Raw genomic sequence first — 15,806 nt, 5'->3', positions numbered from 1 at the left:
TTGGCGCGATATGACTGAATATTGCGGAACGAATTTACGATATTAATCCGGCGGGGCGGAATAATGGGTACATGAAAATTGGGATCAACCGTTTTTCGGCTGCGGCTTCCCGAATCCCTGGCGTGTCATTTCGCCCCAGCTTTTCGACTTGCGGAAGAAATCGAAATACCCGCGAACGCCCGCCCATACTACAAACGGATGGAATATGAACGGCTCCGTCAGCGCCGCCAGCACCAGCTTGAGGATCTCTTTGCGGCGGCGGTACTGGTTATAGGTATATACTTCCATGTAAATGGCGAATACGCTGTTGAGGTACCCGAAAGACACGATGAATATCAAAAATGCGAAGAACATGTGCCAGTTGATGAGCCCGAAGAAAGCCAGGAACAAAAACACCACGAACCCCGTGAACTCGATCAGCGGCGCCAGCATTTCGAACAGCAGCCAGTAGGGATAGCTCAATGCCCCCAGCAGATCGTACCGCGGGTTCAGGAATATCTTCTTGTGAAAGCGCAGCGTTTCGATGGTGCCCCGCGTCCAGCGGTTGCGCTGGCGGGTGAGGATGGTCCCGGTTTCGGGGGCTTCCGTCCAGCAGAGCGGATCGGGGATATAGGTCACTTTATACGGCACGTCCTGCTCATGCATATAGCGCCGCATCCTTACTACCAGTTCCATGTCTTCCCCCACCGTATTGGTATTGTAACCGCCGCAGCGGATAGCGATCTCCTTGTCGAACGCGCCGAACGCCCCGGAAATGAGCAGCAGCCCGTCCAGCCGCGCCCAGGCCATGCGCCCAAGCAAAAACGCGCGGATGTATTCCAGCGCCTGCATGCGGGCCCAATAGTTTTCCGGGAGATGCACGCGCGTAAGGCGGCCATTCGTGACCTCGCAGGAATTCGCGATGCGGATCACCCCCCCCGACGCGATCACTTTCTTCTCCCCTTCTTCCAGGAACGGTTTCACCATTTTGAGAATGGCATCGTGCTCCAGGATACAATCGGCGTCGATGCAGACGATATAATCGTTCGTAGCGATGTTGATGCCCACGTTCAGTGCATCCGCCTTCCCCCCGTTCACTTTATCGACCACCACGAGCTTGTTGTAGGCCGGGTGTTTCGTTTTGTACACGGCCCGCACTTCTTTCGTCGGGATGCGGTAGTTGACGAAGAAATCCACTTTTTCCAGCTGGTACGCGTCGATGAGCTTTTGCAGGCTATCGTCTTTGGACCCGTCGTTGATGACGACCAGTTCGAGTTTGTTGTAATACAGCGACAGCAGCGACCGTACGTTGTCTACGATGGTTGCGCCTTCGTTGTACGCCGGCGCCAGGATGCTCACGGTAGGCGCATGCGGCGATGCGGCCAGCAGGCGGTAATCGGTGGCTTCGTTTTTATGCAGGTATTCCCTGGTTTCGTTGACGGAATTGATCCCGATGACGATGTAAGAGATGATGAGGGTGACGGAATAAACGAAGATGCCGGTCACCAGCAGGTAAACGAGGATATCGGCCAGTATTTTCATCGTGCGGACTCGCTTTGAATGTGAAGCAATATTTGCCTATAGGGTTCCGGCTGGGCCAGGGCTTTGGCGGCGATGATGGCTTCCCCGCCTTTGAGGCAGCGGGAAATGATGCGGGCCGATTGCAGTTGAACGGCGGGATCGTCGCTGGCCAGCGTGGTTTCGAGAAACCCGCGCTGCGCGTCTGTAGCTACATGTTCGAGGCCTTCGAGGATCGCTTTGCGGTTGTGCTCCGTTTCCGTCGGGTATTGTTCGGCGAGCAGGTTGCCCGCTTCTTCGTCCCCGATATGTACCAGCGTTTTCACGGCCTGTTCGCGCACATGGGAATTGGGATGCTGTAGGCAACGGGTGGCTTCTTCCCTTACCTGGAGTTGCTGGTAGATCTCGGCGAGCTTCAGCGCAAAGATCACCACGCTGTCGTTCGCCGAACCGAGCCACTGCGGCAGGCCTTCGAAGTTCCCGGGGTCAAGTGCGTGCAGCTGTTCGAGCAATTTGAGCTGCTGCCAGTTGTTCATGGGCTGTGTGAGGCCGCCCAGGAACCGGAGCCCGTCGAACCCTTCGAACGCCAGCAGGGCGGTTTGGGCTTCGGCGCGTACGTATGCGTTGCGATGGTTGGTATGTTTGCCGATGGCGACGCCGGTATCGCGCTGCTCCATCATGTACAGCTCGTAAATGCCGCGGGCCTTGCGGTACCAGAGCGGACTGGTGAATTTGTCCCACGAAGCTTTCCGCAGCCCTAACAGTCTATACAGCTGTATCACGTTACGGGCGGCCTGGCCGATGAGGTTCTTTTTGGTGTTGATGAGCTGATTGATGGCGAATTCGCGCGCGAGGCGGTTATGCGGGCGGTCGAGCAGTTCTTCCGGCACTTCGATAGCGCTGTTTTCGTTGATTTCTCCCAGGAGGAGGTCTCCCAGCCACTGATCGAAATATTCCTGCACGCGCTTTTCCGTCCGGTACCGTTTACGGCGGCGGCGGAGCACGGCGGCGGTCATGAGGAGGACGACGATCATGGTCGCCGCGAACAGGACCGTATATGCATACAGGGTTGCCTCGGGTATGGTGCTCGGTTCCAGCAAGATATTCGGTTTAGTTTTTTAACGGGACTGAATCAGTTTTTTCACGCGGATCGATAATTCCGTCAGGCTGAAAGGTTTGGTCATGTAATCGTCGGCGCCGAGGCGGAAGGCTTCTTCCACGATATTTTCCTGCCCCATGGTCGACAGTACGATCACTTTGATGGGGTTCCCTTCCTGCTTGATGGCGCTTACGATTTCGAGACCGGAAACGGACGGCAGCATAATATCCGTGAGCACGATGTCGGGCTTTTCGGAGCGGATGCTTTCCAGCGCCTGGTTGCCCTCGGAACAGGATATGATTTCATAACCGTCTTTTGCCAGTTTTATCTCGATGGTTTTCCGGATGAGGTTATCATCTTCCGCAATTAAAATCTTCATGGAATATACGTGTTAACACGAGTACAAAAATATATAATATTTCGCTGGTCTGGAAGAAGTTATATCTTTATCAGGCAATAAAAACCGAACACCGACAAATATGAGGCATATCCTTCTGACCGTTATCGCCGCCATGATATCGATTGTTGCGTTGGCGCAGGATTCCGATGAGCTTTTCCAGCTGGCCCGGAAGGCCGCGTTCGACCGGAAAGATTATCCAGAAGCGATCCGGCTTTGCCGGCAGGCCCTCGCCAAAAGCCCCGACTACGCCGATATCCGCGTTTTCCTCGGCCGTATCTACACCTGGAGCGACAAAACCGACAGCGCCCGCGCCGAGTTCCAGTATATCCTCCAGCGTAAGCCCGAGTATGAAGACGCTTACGTGGCCATCGCGGACCTGGAATACTGGAACGACCGTCCCGCAGAAGCCATGCAGCACATCAACAAAGGCCTGGAGTACCATCCCCAGTCCGAGGAATTGCTGCTACGCAAAGCCCGCGTGCTGGGGTTCCAGAAAAACCTGCAGGAAGCCGCCATTTACGCTAATAAAGTATTGGCCATCAATCCCAATAACGCCGCCGCCCGGTCGCTCCTCAGCGGCATCCGCGACCAGGTGCGGAAAAACAAGCTCGACCTCAGCTACGATTACACGTATTTCGACAAAAGGTTCGATGATCCCTGGCATATGCTGAGCCTCGCTTACGGCCGGCAAACCCCTATCGGGTCGGTTTTTGCAAGGGTCAATTACGCAAAGAAGTTTGGGGACGACGGCGTGCAGGGCGAAGTGGAGGCTTATCCCCGCTTCTCCAATACGTTTTATTCCTACGTCGGCGCCGGTTACTCCAATAGCTCTATCTTCCCGAAATACCGTGCCGGCTTCTCCCTCTATGCCAACCTGCCGAAGAGCTTCGAAGCGGAACTGGGCTTCCGGTACCTGTATTTCAGCAGCTCCACCTGGGTGTACACGGCATCGCTGGGCAAATACTGGCGCAGCTGGTGGTTCAACTTCCGGACCTACCTCACGCCCGGCGAAGACAACCTTTCCAAATCATTCAACCTCAACGCCCGGTATTATACCGCCGGGGCCGACGATTTCTGGCTGTTCGGCATCGGTACGGGGATTTCGCCCGACGACCGGCGCAATAACATCAACTACGAGATCAATAACAGCCTGATGTCGTACAAGTTGAACCTGGGCTGGCAGAAAACCTTCCTCCGCCAGAACATCATCGGCCTGTACGGCACCTGGTATTACGAAGAATTCCGGCCCAGCACCTACGGCAACCAGATCAACCTGGGCGTGAGCCTCATGCGCCGCTTCTGACCGCATCAAACTAAACCGGACAGCCGGATCCCGAACGTAAATAAAAAGAAGGTGCCTCCACGGAAGCACCTTCTTTTTTTATATCGAACGATTAGTCAAATTCGACTCATTTCCGCACATACCGGTTATAGAGCGAATCCGGCAGCAATTGGCGGGTTTGTACCATACGGTCGTTCCGTTTGCGGTATGCGGCAAACCCGGCTTCCAGTTTCCCGGCGGTATCCTCGTCGTCTTCCGGCTCGAGGTCCATATTCGGGAGGATGCGGTACAGCGATCCGGAATTCATGAAGTAGGGCCCGGCCAAATAATCGGCCAGGTCGTTTTTCGTTTGCATGAGCGGATAATGATGCACGTTGCGGAAAGCGCGCGCCGTATCGAGGCCCGTGCCCACCCAGGTGGCTTCCTGCGGAATGTCCCAGCCGTATTGGCCCGCCAGCAGCCGCGTAAAGGATGGCGCCACGTCGAAATGCGAAGAAACGGACGAGAACCGGGTATACTGGGCCAGCAGCGGCGAATGTACGAGCAGCAGCGTATGGTAGCGGTCGATCTTCGAGCGCATGGGGATCTCGGGCAACCGGTGGTCGCCCGTGATGAGCACGATCGTGTTCGCGTAGTCCTTTCTCGATTGCAGCTGACGGAAGAAGCCCCGTACAGACTCGTCCATATACATCACCGACGCATACACGCTCAGGTACTGCATGTGCGCTGCAGTTTCCTCCGCAGATAATCCCAATGACCGGACCCGTTGCTCCGCCATGGCGTTAAACCGCGCCTGGTCGGGGATTTTGAACGGCGAGTGCGTGGAAACGGTCAGCATGATATCCAGCCGCGGCGCACCGGAATCGGGCGTGGCGTCGAAGTATTTACGGAACAGTTCATCGTCGCCGTAGCCCCAGGTAAACCCGCCGCTGTTGGCCGGCAGGAGGCGGTAACCGTCGCCGAACGATGATTTATCGATAATGGAATCCACACCCTGGTTGCGGACGAAAAGGTCCATTTTATCGAAACTGGCGTCTCCCGCATAGAGGAACCTGGCGCCATAGCCGTTATGCCGGGCGAGGTTCATGAGCGTGAGGGAATTGGGCAGGCCGGGTGCCATTTCCGCGAAACCGTTTTTGCCGAACGGCAGCGATCCCAGGATGGTGGGCAATACGGCGAACGTTCGTCCACCGCCGGATAGCAGGTTTTCGAAATAGAGGCTCTTCCGCCCGAGGGAATCCAGGAATGGCGTAAAGCTTCCCAGGTAAGCATTGTCGCCCGAAAAAGCACGTCCCAGCCCCTCCACCAGAATGATCACCACGTTCGGCTTCACCGAATCGGCACGGAAGAACGGCTGGAGGTTGTTCCCCGCCGGCTGCGCGTGCAGGAAAGGGAACGCGTCGGGCTGCAGATATTTATAGGTAAAAAGCGGATCGCCTTTCAAATCCTCGCCCGCCGCGCCATAGGCGGCGTCGCCGGGGAAAAAGTAATCGGCGGATTTGGCGAGGAAGAAACCTGTTTTATTGAGGACGATGTTCCCGGCATATTCGGACCGCAACCCGCTGCGGGTGAGCGACCGCGAAACCGGTACCCAGAAAAGCAATATACAGGCCAGCACGAACCAAAACCCGCGCCGGTCGCCCCGGATGCGGCCCCTCACGAACAGCACGATGGCCACAGCAGACACGACCACTGCTACGCCGAGGCCCACCAGCGTGGCCATTGGCACGGAGCCGGCGGCGGCGCCTACGGTCTGCTTGATGTCGTGCATATTATATCCGAACAGGTCGGCGCCCAAAGGCACGCTCGTTTGGTGGAAATACAGGTTCAGGGAAAAGCTGACCAACACATACAGAACGATCAGCGAAATGTAAAATGCGTTGCCGGCGCGGGGGCTCACCAGCATGTACAATAACAGGAACGGCAGTACGATCCAGCGGATGACGGACAGGAAAGTGAGCACGTCCGCCCAGAGCGCCCGGCCGATGATCGTCCCCAACGGCACCGGGAACGTCCCGATCATGATAAGATCGATGGTGCGGAGCACCAATATCAATAGGAATAGTAACAGAGACAATAGCAGAAACCTGTTAAATGCAGGTATCCACTCGTGTAACTTCGGCAATTTTACAATCATACATTATTTTTCAATTTCTTTTTTCAGCAACTCCTGCACCAGGACCATTTCGTCCCGGGTTTCCTGCAACAGCGCATTTACCTGGCCAGGCTCGAATTCGGTCAGCATGTCGAGCACGCGCGCCAGGCGCGCCAGTTCCCGCATACCTACGCTGGCCGTTGTCCCGTATAGCTTATGCCCGATAGATTTAATGCCTTTCAGGTTCCCTTCCCCCACGAACTGCTCCAACGCTTCGAGCGATTTATCCAATTCTGAGGCCGTGAGCAGGAGAATGTCTTTCGACACATCGTCATCGTCGCCGAGGTAGCTTTTCAGCACGCTGATATCGAAATGCTCGTTAGCTGAAACGTTCACTGCTGCATCGTTCCGCGCCTCCGCATCGCCAGACTGCTCATCCGGCAACCATTTCCGGAGAATGGCGGCGAGCGTCTCCTCCACGATGGGCTTCGACAGGAAGTCGTCCATCCCCGCGGAAAAACTTTTCTCCCGTTCCCCGCTGATATTGCCGGCCGTCAGGGCGATGATGGGCACGCGGCCATCGGATTCCATCGCGCGGATTTTGTAAGTGGCTTCGTAGCCGTTCAGTTCAGGGATTTGTATGTCCATCAGGATGAGGTCGGGCCGCGTGTCCCGGAAAATCCGGACCGCGTCCAGCCCGTTGCCCGCTTCGATGATGGCGGCCGACGGCATGAGTTTGTGGATGATCGTTTTGGTGAGCAGCATATTCACGGTATTGTCTTCCACCACCAGCACGGTAACCTGCCGGTGCTCCAGCGAAACGGCGGGCTGCCCTTCGTCGTGGCCTGCCGCTGCATCGTCTGCCGAATCGCCCTGCTCCACGGGCAGCGTTACGTAGAAATAGAAGATACTGCCGGAGCCGGGGTAGCTGATGAGTTGCAGCTTGCTGCCCATGAGGGCCAGGATTTTATTGGAGATGGCAAGCCCGATGCCGGTACCGCCATATTTCTTGGTGGTGGATGCGTCTTCCTGCGAGAAGGCTTCGAAAATCCGCTCCTGCTTGTCGGGCTTGATGCCGATGCCGGTATCGCGCACTTCGAATTTGAACGTGGTGTCGCCATTGCGGGCCACGGCGATGGAGCTGATGCGCAGTTCCACCATTCCTTTCTCCGTGAATTTCACGGCGTTGCCGAGGAGGTTGACGAGCACCTGCTTCAGGCGCAGCGCGTCTGTATGGATGTAGGCAGGCAATTGCGGCGGGATGCTCAGCCGGATATCGAGCCCTTTTTCGCGGCCCTGGTAGGTCACGATGTCGATAGCTTCCTGCCCGAGGCCGTACAGCTTTACCTTTTCGTTGTGCAGTTCCAGTTTCCCGGCTTCGATCTTCGACAGGTCGAGGATATCGTTGATAATGCTCAGCAACACGTTGGCGCTTTGATGCACGATGCTGAGGTATTGCTGCTGCTGGCCGTCGAGCTCCGTTTTCATGACCAGGTCCGTAAACCCGATGATGCCGTTGAGCGGCGTGCGGATCTCGTGGCTCATGTTGGCGAGGAATTCCGATTTGGCGCTGCTCATCTGTTCCGCCTGTTGTTTGGAGGCGATGAGGGCCTGTTCCATGCGCTTGCGCTTGGTGATGTCGGTGGCGATGCCGAGGTAGCCGGTCACCTGGTTCCGGATATCCCGGATGGGCGTCATCACGAGCGATACGATGCAGCGGGAACCGTCTTTCTTTACATATATCCATTCCCGTTGTTCCGACCCTTCCCGCTCCGTTTTGTAGATGAAAGCGCGCATGGGCGTTACGTTCTCGCCGGATTCTTCCGAAAGTTCCCTTGCCCGGGCTTCCACTTCTTCCTTATCGTGGATGACATGCGCCATCACTTTCCCGATCATTTCTTCGGAAGTATACCCGAGCAGCCTTTCCGCGCCCCGGTTGAAGAGGGTGACCACACCGGTCTTGTCCGTAGCGATGATGCTCACTTCGGAGGCCGATTGCAGTACTTCCTGCAACAGCTTCCGGGAGCTGGATATTTCGAGCTCGGCTTTCTTTTTATCGTTGATGTCCTGGAAGGCGCCGTACAGTCTTTTGCAGACACCGTTCTCGAAATCGGCATGCCCCTGCGTGCGCACCCAGCGCTCTTCGCCCTGCCAGGTGATGATGAGCACTTCGAGGTCGAACGACCGGCCGGTGCGGATGGCGCGGTTCACGGCGCGGATCACTTTGTTCTGGTGCTCGCCTTTCTTGAAAAAGCCGATGGCGGCCTGCAGGTCGGGCTCAAACCCGTTCGGAACGCCGTGCAGCTCGCGCGTCATGTCTGTCCAGTACAGCTTGTTCCTCGGCACTTCCGCCACCCAGGCCCCTACCCGCGCCACGGCGTTGGTCTGTTCCAGCATTTCCTTGGTGCGGGCGAGGTCTTTTTCGAGCAGGTAGCGCTCGGTGATATCGATGGCGTTGCCGATCACGTAGGGTTCTTCGTTCTGGCCGGTTTCCAGCACATTGCTGAACATCCAGATGCGGCGGGATCCGTTGCGGTGGATGGTCGTCATTTGTCCGGCGGCCATTCCCTTATCGCGGATTTCCTGCAGATAGGCGGTGAATTCGAAGCGGTGGGTTTCGGGCAGCAGATCGGCCAGGTTCATTTTCGACATTTCCGCCACCGTATATCCGAGCAGGTTAGCGCCGGCATAGTTGACGGAAATGATCTTCCCCCGCAGGTCGTGGGTGCACATGAGGCCCTGGCTGTGCTCGAAAAAGGCGCTCAGTTTCTTCTGGCTGTGTTCCAGCAATTCTTCCCTGATCCGCTCGTCGGTGATATCCCGGCCGATGGCGAAGATATCCCCGGTATCGGGATCGGGATTGGCCGCCCACTGGATGAGCCGGTAGGCGCCGGTCTTGGTGCGGAACCGGCGGGTGAAGTTGACTTTGTCTTTTCCTCCGCGGATGTTGGTCAGGTTCTTTTCCGCTATTTCCACATCGTCGGGATGGGCGAAATGCAGGATCGGGTTCGTCATGAGGTCCCGTTCATCCCAACCGAGGGTTTTCGTGAAAGCCGGGTTCACTTTCCGGTAAAAACCATTGGCCTGCACGATGCAAATCAGGTCTGGCGACAGCTCGAACAGCTGTTCGAAATAATTCCTTTCGATATTTTTCCGCCGTTCCACGATGAGCGACACCACCATTTCCGCCAGCAGTTTGAGCGATTCTTTCTGCTCGGGGTTCAGCACGCCGGGCTTGCGATCGAGCACGCACAGTGCCCCCAGCGCAAAACCTTCGCGGTCGATCAGCGGGTACCCGGCGTAATACCGGATATGTTCCTCGCCGGAAACGCCGGGCAAGGCTTTAAAACGCGTATCTTTCGAAGCGTCGTTCACTTCGAACAGGTCGGAATGGGAAATCGTGTATTGGCAAATGGATTCGCTGCGCGGTGTTTCCTCGATATCGAGCCCGGTTTTCGCTTTGATCCATTGCCGGTTTTCATCGATGAGGGTAACGAGCGAGATCGGCATACCGCAGATTCGGGACGCAAGGTCCGTCAGCTTTTCATACTCTTCCTCCCGGAACGTGTCCAGGATGTTGTAGCTTCTCAGCGCACGCAGGCGTGCAGCTTCGTTTTGTGGTACGGGCGGTTTCTTCATAGTTTCAAATCAGGACTCCTTCTGATTATCACGAACAATAAATATAATGCAAAAATAAGAAAAGCGCCGCAGAAGAATCTGTGGCGCTATAAACCATATCCTATGAAAAACACTAAAATTGCTTAAAACGTAGTGCAAATATCGGCCGGCACGCGCTCACCAGCACTGACGCCAGTCAGTATGCCGGCTGATCTTAGTAAGTTCTCCCCGAAACAGCCGTAGCGGTTACATCATCATCGCCTCTTTCAGCCAGGAAGATGCATAGGGGGAAGCCAGCACTTTGTCCCGGAAACCGGGCTGGCCGATGGTGGCTTCGATCTCCACGGGATTGGACAGGTCGATGCGGGAAAACAGCTCGTAGAACTGGGGATCGGTCTGCAACAGGTGCAGCAGTTCGGCCGCCAGAGCTTCTTCCGGCGGCACGGGCGTTGTGCTCCTGAAAAGTTTCCGGCGCTTGAAGAACGAGCCCACGATCTCCACGATCCCCCACCAGGTACTTTCGGCCGAGGGCGACTGCACCAGCTGCGCAGGTTCCGCTACCGGCACCTGCAGGGCGTCCCAGGCGCGGATGATCCCGTTCCCGTAGTATTTCTTCCAGTCGGCGAAAACATTCCCTTTCGCGGCGCTGGTAAAAAGCGCATGGCGAACGGCTTCCACCTTCATCCATTTCTTCCCTTCGTCATAATATCCTTTCTGCTCCATTTCGTTCCGGTGCCGGGCGATGTAGAGCGCCGCCGTGGCCGCCACCTGCGGGGTGGCCGATGAAGTGCCGCCCCCGCTCCTGACGAACGGGTGAATGGAAGAAGCCCAGGGCGTATTCGGCGTATAGCCGGCCAGGGCGCGCGTCATCCGCGACGCCGGGCCCCAGGAGCCCTGCATGTATTGCGTGCTGATGGCCCGCTCGGAGCCTTCGCGCAGGAAGTCCACATCGTAGGGCTTATGATCGTACATGGCGCCGGTGGCCGCGATCACCCGTTCGAAAGCCGCCGGGAAAAGGACGCATTTCGGCAACAGGGCGCCCGTGCCCTTGTACCAGCAGTTGCTGGCGGCAGACACCACCACGATCCCCGCCTCGTAGGCCCGGTTCACCGCCCGCGCCATCCGCTGGCTGGGCTTTCCGGCCATGGACATCGACACCACTTCGCAGCCCTCCCCGATCGCATAGTCGATCGCTTCGGCGAACGTGCGGTCGTTCATGATCACCACGGATTCGGAAATCCTGCAGGGCACCACCGTGGCTACCGGGGCACCGCCGATATAGCCCTCGTATTCCCCGAACGTCTGCTCTTTCGTCACCTTACCGCCCGCCAGCAAAACAACCGTGCCCAACCCGTGGCCGTCCTGGCCGGATTCGGGTTTATCCTGCGCCAAATTCGGATCTTCCTTGCTCACGAAGCTGCGCTGGCGCCGGAGGTCCAGGTTTTCGGGCAGCGCGGGATGGCCGGCGATGTAACCGGTGTCCAGGTGCGCGATGCGGACGTGCGCGTCAGGCGTGGCCCGCACTTCGGCCGTGGCTTTGGCGAGCTGGGAATGCGCGTCGTCGAGGTGCCAGCCGATAGCGGCCTCACCCATGGCGGGCGGCCATTCCCGGATGTAGTCCGGATTGTTGGCGTCTCCTTCCCGGGTAGCGCGCTTGTCTTGTGCGGGCGATACGCTCATGATCGGCTCCACGGCAGCTTCCAGGCCCGCGGCCAGGAGGCTCTGCCGAAGGGCGTGCGCCGCGCTCCAGCTGTGCTCGTGCGGGGTGGATTTCATTTCCAGCACGAGGTAATCCGCGCCTTTCTCCAGTATTTCAATGTCTTTTCCGGGCTCGATGTCTTTGGCGGGCGGCACTTTCCAGGTAACGAGCAGTTGCGCGTTCCTTTTCACCTTCACTTCGTCCCATTCTTCCTCTTTCGTGAGGTTGCGGCCGGCCGGTGTAGGTTTGAGGTCCGGCTTGCGGGAACCTTTTACGACTGCCGCGTCGGGAATATCGATCTGGAACGGGAAAGCCGCGTCGAAAGATGGGATGATGGCGCCATATTCGAAAAAGTTGGGGCGGGGATAATAATATTTTTCGCGGATAGCGTCTATCAGTTCCGGCGCGTTTTTCTTGCGGGTAGCCGCTTTGCGGAACAGTTCGATGAACGATTCGGTGAACACGCCGTTGGATTCCCCGTCGAAGGTCGTCTGATCGTCCTGGCAAGCCGCCAGCAGTTTCACCGCCGCTTTCACGTTCGCCGCCTGGGCCGTTGAGCGGAACTGGTCTTGCAGCGGACCGTACACCGTGGGGCCATATGTCTCCATAATATCCTGTTCCTGCTTTAACGGCAGTTTCCGGGAACGGAGGCCACGCATTTCCGTCGCTTTTTCCAGGCCGGCGGCGAGGTGCTCGCTGAGGGTTTGGGGGGATTTCGCCACCCGGGCGATGGTGCCCGAATGACAACTGTCCGACACGATAAGAATACGCGTGCCGTCCCCGAAACTGCGGAAGGCTTCGAACAGCTCGTCGTCCAGCAGCTCCCGGTCGTACAGGCACCAGGTCTGGTCGTTCCGCTCGTTGTCCAGCCCTGTCACTTTATCATTACCGATCTGGCTGCCGTGGCCGGCGTAGGTGAGCAGGAGAATGTCTCCCGCCTGCATTTGCTGCGCATAATCCGCCAGGGCGGCCAGCACGGCGGACGCGGTAGCTTCATCATCGAGGAGTTTTTTAGCTTTATAGCCGTTCTGCTCCGCGAACGCTTTCCAGAATTTCGCATCGGCGACGGCCGCTTTCAGTTCGGGCACGTCGAAATAATGCGCCTTGTCCAGTTTGTTCACCCCGATGTGCAGGGAATAGCCTTTAGACATGTCGTATCAGTTTAATGTGGAATGATTTGATGTAAGATCGATGTGATGATTTTTTCGTCCTGGAGATAACCGGGATATAATCCGTTATCCACCTTATCCGGCGAATGATCCGCGTGTAGTTGCAGCGTGGCCGCCAATGCCGGGATGGCTGTTTTCGCGACACCGCTTTCCCGCACTGCGAAAGCTATCATGCGCAGCAAATCGCCCGATGTCCGGCCTTCGTGCTCGTCTCCCGAAAAAACGATCGTCCCCGATTGCGGGATTTCCGCCATTTGTGCCAATTGCCTGCCGATGCCGTTGGTGATGACCGCCACGTTCCCTGCGCCAAGGCCCGCGATGGCGGCGTGCAGGCTTTCCGCGATGACAGACTGGTCGTCTGCCGGCGAATAGTCGAACCGAAGCAGCTGTGCGGGCGCATCGGGCCGCGCGGAAAACGCCTGCCACATCAGTTCCGAATTGCCGGTAACACCATCGAGCAGCAGGGCGCCGGGTATGCCGGGATCGAAACCGGGACGCTGTTGCCAGGAGCCGTTTTCCCGGGAATAGATCCGTAGGCCGGCATATTTTTCAGGTAAGAAGATGCGCCTGAAACGGAGATCGGTTACCGGAACGTCCGTAACCACAACGTATCCGGAGCTTCCCTGGAACCCCACGGGCCCGTAGGCATCCGATTCCGCCACGAACGGGATTACAGCATGCGGCGGCAATTGCCGGACTTGCGCCAGGGGCGGCGTCAGCAATACGCGCATAGGCTCCTCCGGCCGGAGGTTCCCGGTCATTTCCACGCGCAAAACCGCCATCCCGCCATCCAGCGCGTTGCCGGATGGCCCGGCGCCCCAAACGGCGGATTCAACGGCCGGCACCTCGCCTTCCGCAATGAGCGCGCATTTCCCGGAAAAACCCGCCGGCGTTTGTATCTCCAGCGGCCCAAGCTTCACTTTTTCCCCTGCTCCTATCGCTTTTTCCAAACCCTCGAACGAAGTGGCGATGCGGGCCGTAAACACCGACCAGGCAACGCCTTCCCGCGAATCTTCGTCCGACCCGCGCGAATTGCCCAGCCCGCGGCTGCCCGGGCCATCCAGCTCCAGGGCGTCCTGTTCAAATTTCGTTACGTCGAAATGCGCGGTGGAAACGATGATCTTCAGATAATCGTGTATGCGGTACCTGTTATATGCCCTGTATTGTTCATCGATGAAAACGGGGATATCATACACCGTTCTCCCGTTATCGATGTAAGCCAGTTCGAGCGGACCGCGGCCCCGCGTCAACGGGCCTTCGCCGTCGTTAATGAGATTCGGGTAGATATCGAATTTACTGCCGAGATACAGCACGCGGACGAAGCATTTTTCTACCGGGGCGTCGGCCTTCAGCGCAATGCTGAGGCGGAACGCGGGCTGGACCCCGTCACGGTAATGCAGCTCGAGGAGATCGCCCGTTGCCGGGGTTGCTACGGGCTGACGATTACTACCTTCTATGATTTTCCACGTCAGCTCGAAATGTTCGCGGGCCAGCCGGGGATCGAGGCGCTTCCAGTCGAGCGCGGCCATCCAGGCGCCAACGCGCTGCGCGTGTTGCAGGAACGTTTCCGGGCTCGCCGTTCTGCGAAAAAGCGGCAACGTACCACCGTTCTCCAATAAAACATAGGAACCGTCTTCCGGCCGGAACACTTCATAAGCCGCGCTTTCGCCGTTCCCGAACTTTACGTCGACCAGTGGGTACCGCTCTTTCCCCAACGCCGCTTCCAAAGCGGGATCCGGCGCGGAAACGACCGTCAGCCGCGGCGCCGCAGCCCTAACCAGGGTTGCCCGCGCCGTTTGGGACGCCGTATCGAGGTCAGCGATGTCTATAAGGGAAAAAAGCGCTTCCACTTCCTGCAGCTCCACTTCCTTCCGGAAATCCCCGTCCCTCACCTCCACCACCGCCCCGGGCGCCAGGCCCTCCAGCGCGCCGGCGAAGAGTTTCCAGCGCTGGAGGCTCACATCGAACAGGACTTCATATCGCGGCACAACGGGCAACATGGCGCCCGACAGGAATCTCCCGTCGAGGTCGGCATTTTTAGCTGCAAAAACGACCGGATGCTGATCGGCCGCAGCCGTATTCACGACGGTTTGCAGCCGCCACATGAGTTCCCGGTACGAGGTAGCCCCGCCGTTGGCCCGGAGCGTATCGGTCAGCCGCCCCGTGAAAAGCCCGCCGCGCCAGGATTCCTGCGCCAGCTCATCGGCCCGGCAGGCCGCGAAATGGATATACCCGGCGATTTCGGGTTTCATTTCCCCGTCTTCCAGTTTGAAAAACCCCGGCACATCGTGCCCCAACAAATCGGTAAAGGCCAATTCCGTATCGCCGTCTGACTGGAAACGGGGACGGAATTCCCCCATAGCGCCCGCGGGCGCGAGGGCGCGGGTATTGCCGCCGGAATGACAGCAGTCCGTGATCACGAGGCAATGCGCATCCGTTTTGCCGAAGGCTTTCCAGAGCAGGTATGCGAATTCCTTGTTGGTGAGGTCGCGCGCGGTGGTGCGGCTGTCCGCACAAACGAGCGTCTGCAGTTTCCGGCTGGGATTGTTCCGGTGGAATTCAGGCGGAGCGGGGGTTTGGGAGCCATGCCCGCTGTAAAAGAAAACACAGATATCGCCGGCTTTTGCATCGCTGAAATGCGTGAATATTTTTTGCGTGAAGTTGTCGAAAGTGGGCGGCAGCCAGGTGACGGGGGCGCCGATGGAAGCGGCGTATTTGTCGAGCAGCCGGAGGTCGGCGGCATTGGGCTGGAGATAATACGCGGGATGATAGCTAAGGCCAACTTGCGCCGCGCATTGATCGCGGAAGAGGCGGTCCATTTTCAGCACGTCCTGTATGCAGCCGCTGAGCGGACTGTCGGGATATCCGTTTATGCCGGCGAAAGCCGCATAAAATCGACGTTCTTGCATATATACTGCTACTATTTAAATAGGAATTCCGGGGTTAT

At 57.6% G+C, this 15,806-nt stretch carries 8 protein-coding genes; 1 reads left to right on the top strand and 7 read right to left on the bottom strand.

The genetic code is table 11. The features are described from left to right. Positions 1–84: 84 nt before the first annotated feature. Genes ACQKLP_RS08970 through ACQKLP_RS08960 form a run of 3 tightly spaced genes read right to left on the bottom strand, consistent with a single transcriptional unit; the run spans position 85 to position 2,975 of the window. Positions 85–1,521 carry a glycosyltransferase family 2 protein gene (locus ACQKLP_RS08970; protein ID WP_427322094.1) on the bottom strand — a complete coding sequence of 479 codons (1,437 nt, stop codon included), beginning with the start codon at positions 1,519–1,521 and terminating at the stop codon, positions 85–87. Further along, positions 1,518–2,597 (bottom strand): HEAT repeat domain-containing protein, encoded by a 1,080-nt coding sequence (locus tag ACQKLP_RS08965; protein WP_427322092.1) that lies wholly within the window; start codon positions 2,595–2,597, stop codon positions 1,518–1,520. The genes ACQKLP_RS08970 and ACQKLP_RS08965 overlap by 4 nt, the downstream gene beginning before the upstream one ends. Positions 2,598–2,615: 18 nt before the next feature. Next, entirely contained in the window at positions 2,616–2,975 is a 360-nt protein-coding gene (locus ACQKLP_RS08960; RefSeq protein WP_341843730.1) for a response regulator, read from the bottom strand. Positions 2,976–3,075: 100 nt separating this feature from the next. On the opposite strand from ACQKLP_RS08960, the gene ACQKLP_RS08955 reads away from it, so the two are divergent. After that, positions 3,076–4,299, top strand: a complete 1,224-nt coding sequence (locus ACQKLP_RS08955) for a YaiO family outer membrane beta-barrel protein (protein WP_423735957.1) — start codon at positions 3,076–3,078, stop codon at positions 4,297–4,299. A 106-nt stretch (positions 4,300–4,405) separates the two neighbouring features. Here the strand turns inward: ACQKLP_RS08955 and ACQKLP_RS08950 are convergent, their stop codons facing one another. The 4 genes from ACQKLP_RS08950 to ACQKLP_RS08935 form a co-directional block, all read right to left on the bottom strand. After that, positions 4,406–6,355, bottom strand: coding sequence for an LTA synthase family protein (locus ACQKLP_RS08950; RefSeq protein ID WP_427322089.1), 1,950 nt, complete (start codon positions 6,353–6,355; stop codon positions 4,406–4,408). Positions 6,356–6,418: 63 nt separating this feature from the next. Further along, a complete protein-coding gene (locus ACQKLP_RS08945; RefSeq protein ID WP_427322087.1) occupies positions 6,419–10,012 on the bottom strand; it encodes a PAS domain S-box protein in 3,594 nt (1,197 codons plus the stop codon). Positions 10,013–10,237: 225 nt separating this feature from the next. Beyond that, a complete protein-coding gene (locus ACQKLP_RS08940) occupies positions 10,238–12,841 on the bottom strand; it encodes a S8 family serine peptidase (RefSeq protein ID WP_427322085.1) in 2,604 nt (867 codons plus the stop codon). An 11-nt stretch (positions 12,842–12,852) separates the two neighbouring features. Then, positions 12,853–15,768: a caspase family protein gene (locus ACQKLP_RS08935; RefSeq protein ID WP_427322083.1), complete on the bottom strand. Its 2,916-nt coding sequence runs from the start codon at positions 15,766–15,768 to the stop codon at positions 12,853–12,855. Positions 15,769–15,806: the final 38 nt, after the last annotated feature.

This window comes from Chitinophaga sp. NPDC101104, assembly GCF_050277495.1.
GTDB lineage: Bacteria > Bacteroidota > Bacteroidia > Chitinophagales > Chitinophagaceae > Chitinophaga.
This window is presented reverse-complemented; position numbering and strand designations above follow the sequence as displayed.

Excerpts from the sequence above, each read along its gene's own strand:
- ACQKLP_RS08935 (WP_427322083.1), bottom strand. The coding sequence starts at position 15,768 with ATGCAAGAACGTCGATTTTATGCGGCTTTCGCCGGCATAAACGGATAT.
- ACQKLP_RS08940 (WP_427322085.1), bottom strand. The coding sequence starts at position 12,841 with ATGTCTAAAGGCTATTCCCTGCACATCGGGGTGAACAAACTGGACAAG.
- ACQKLP_RS08960 (WP_341843730.1), bottom strand. The coding sequence starts at position 2,975 with ATGAAGATTTTAATTGCGGAAGATGATAACCTCATCCGGAAAACCATC.
- ACQKLP_RS08970 (WP_427322094.1), bottom strand. The coding sequence starts at position 1,521 with ATGAAAATACTGGCCGATATCCTCGTTTACCTGCTGGTGACCGGCATC.
- ACQKLP_RS08945 (WP_427322087.1), bottom strand. The coding sequence starts at position 10,012 with ATGAAGAAACCGCCCGTACCACAAAACGAAGCTGCACGCCTGCGTGCG.
- ACQKLP_RS08955 (WP_423735957.1), top strand. The coding sequence starts at position 3,076 with ATGAGGCATATCCTTCTGACCGTTATCGCCGCCATGATATCGATTGTT.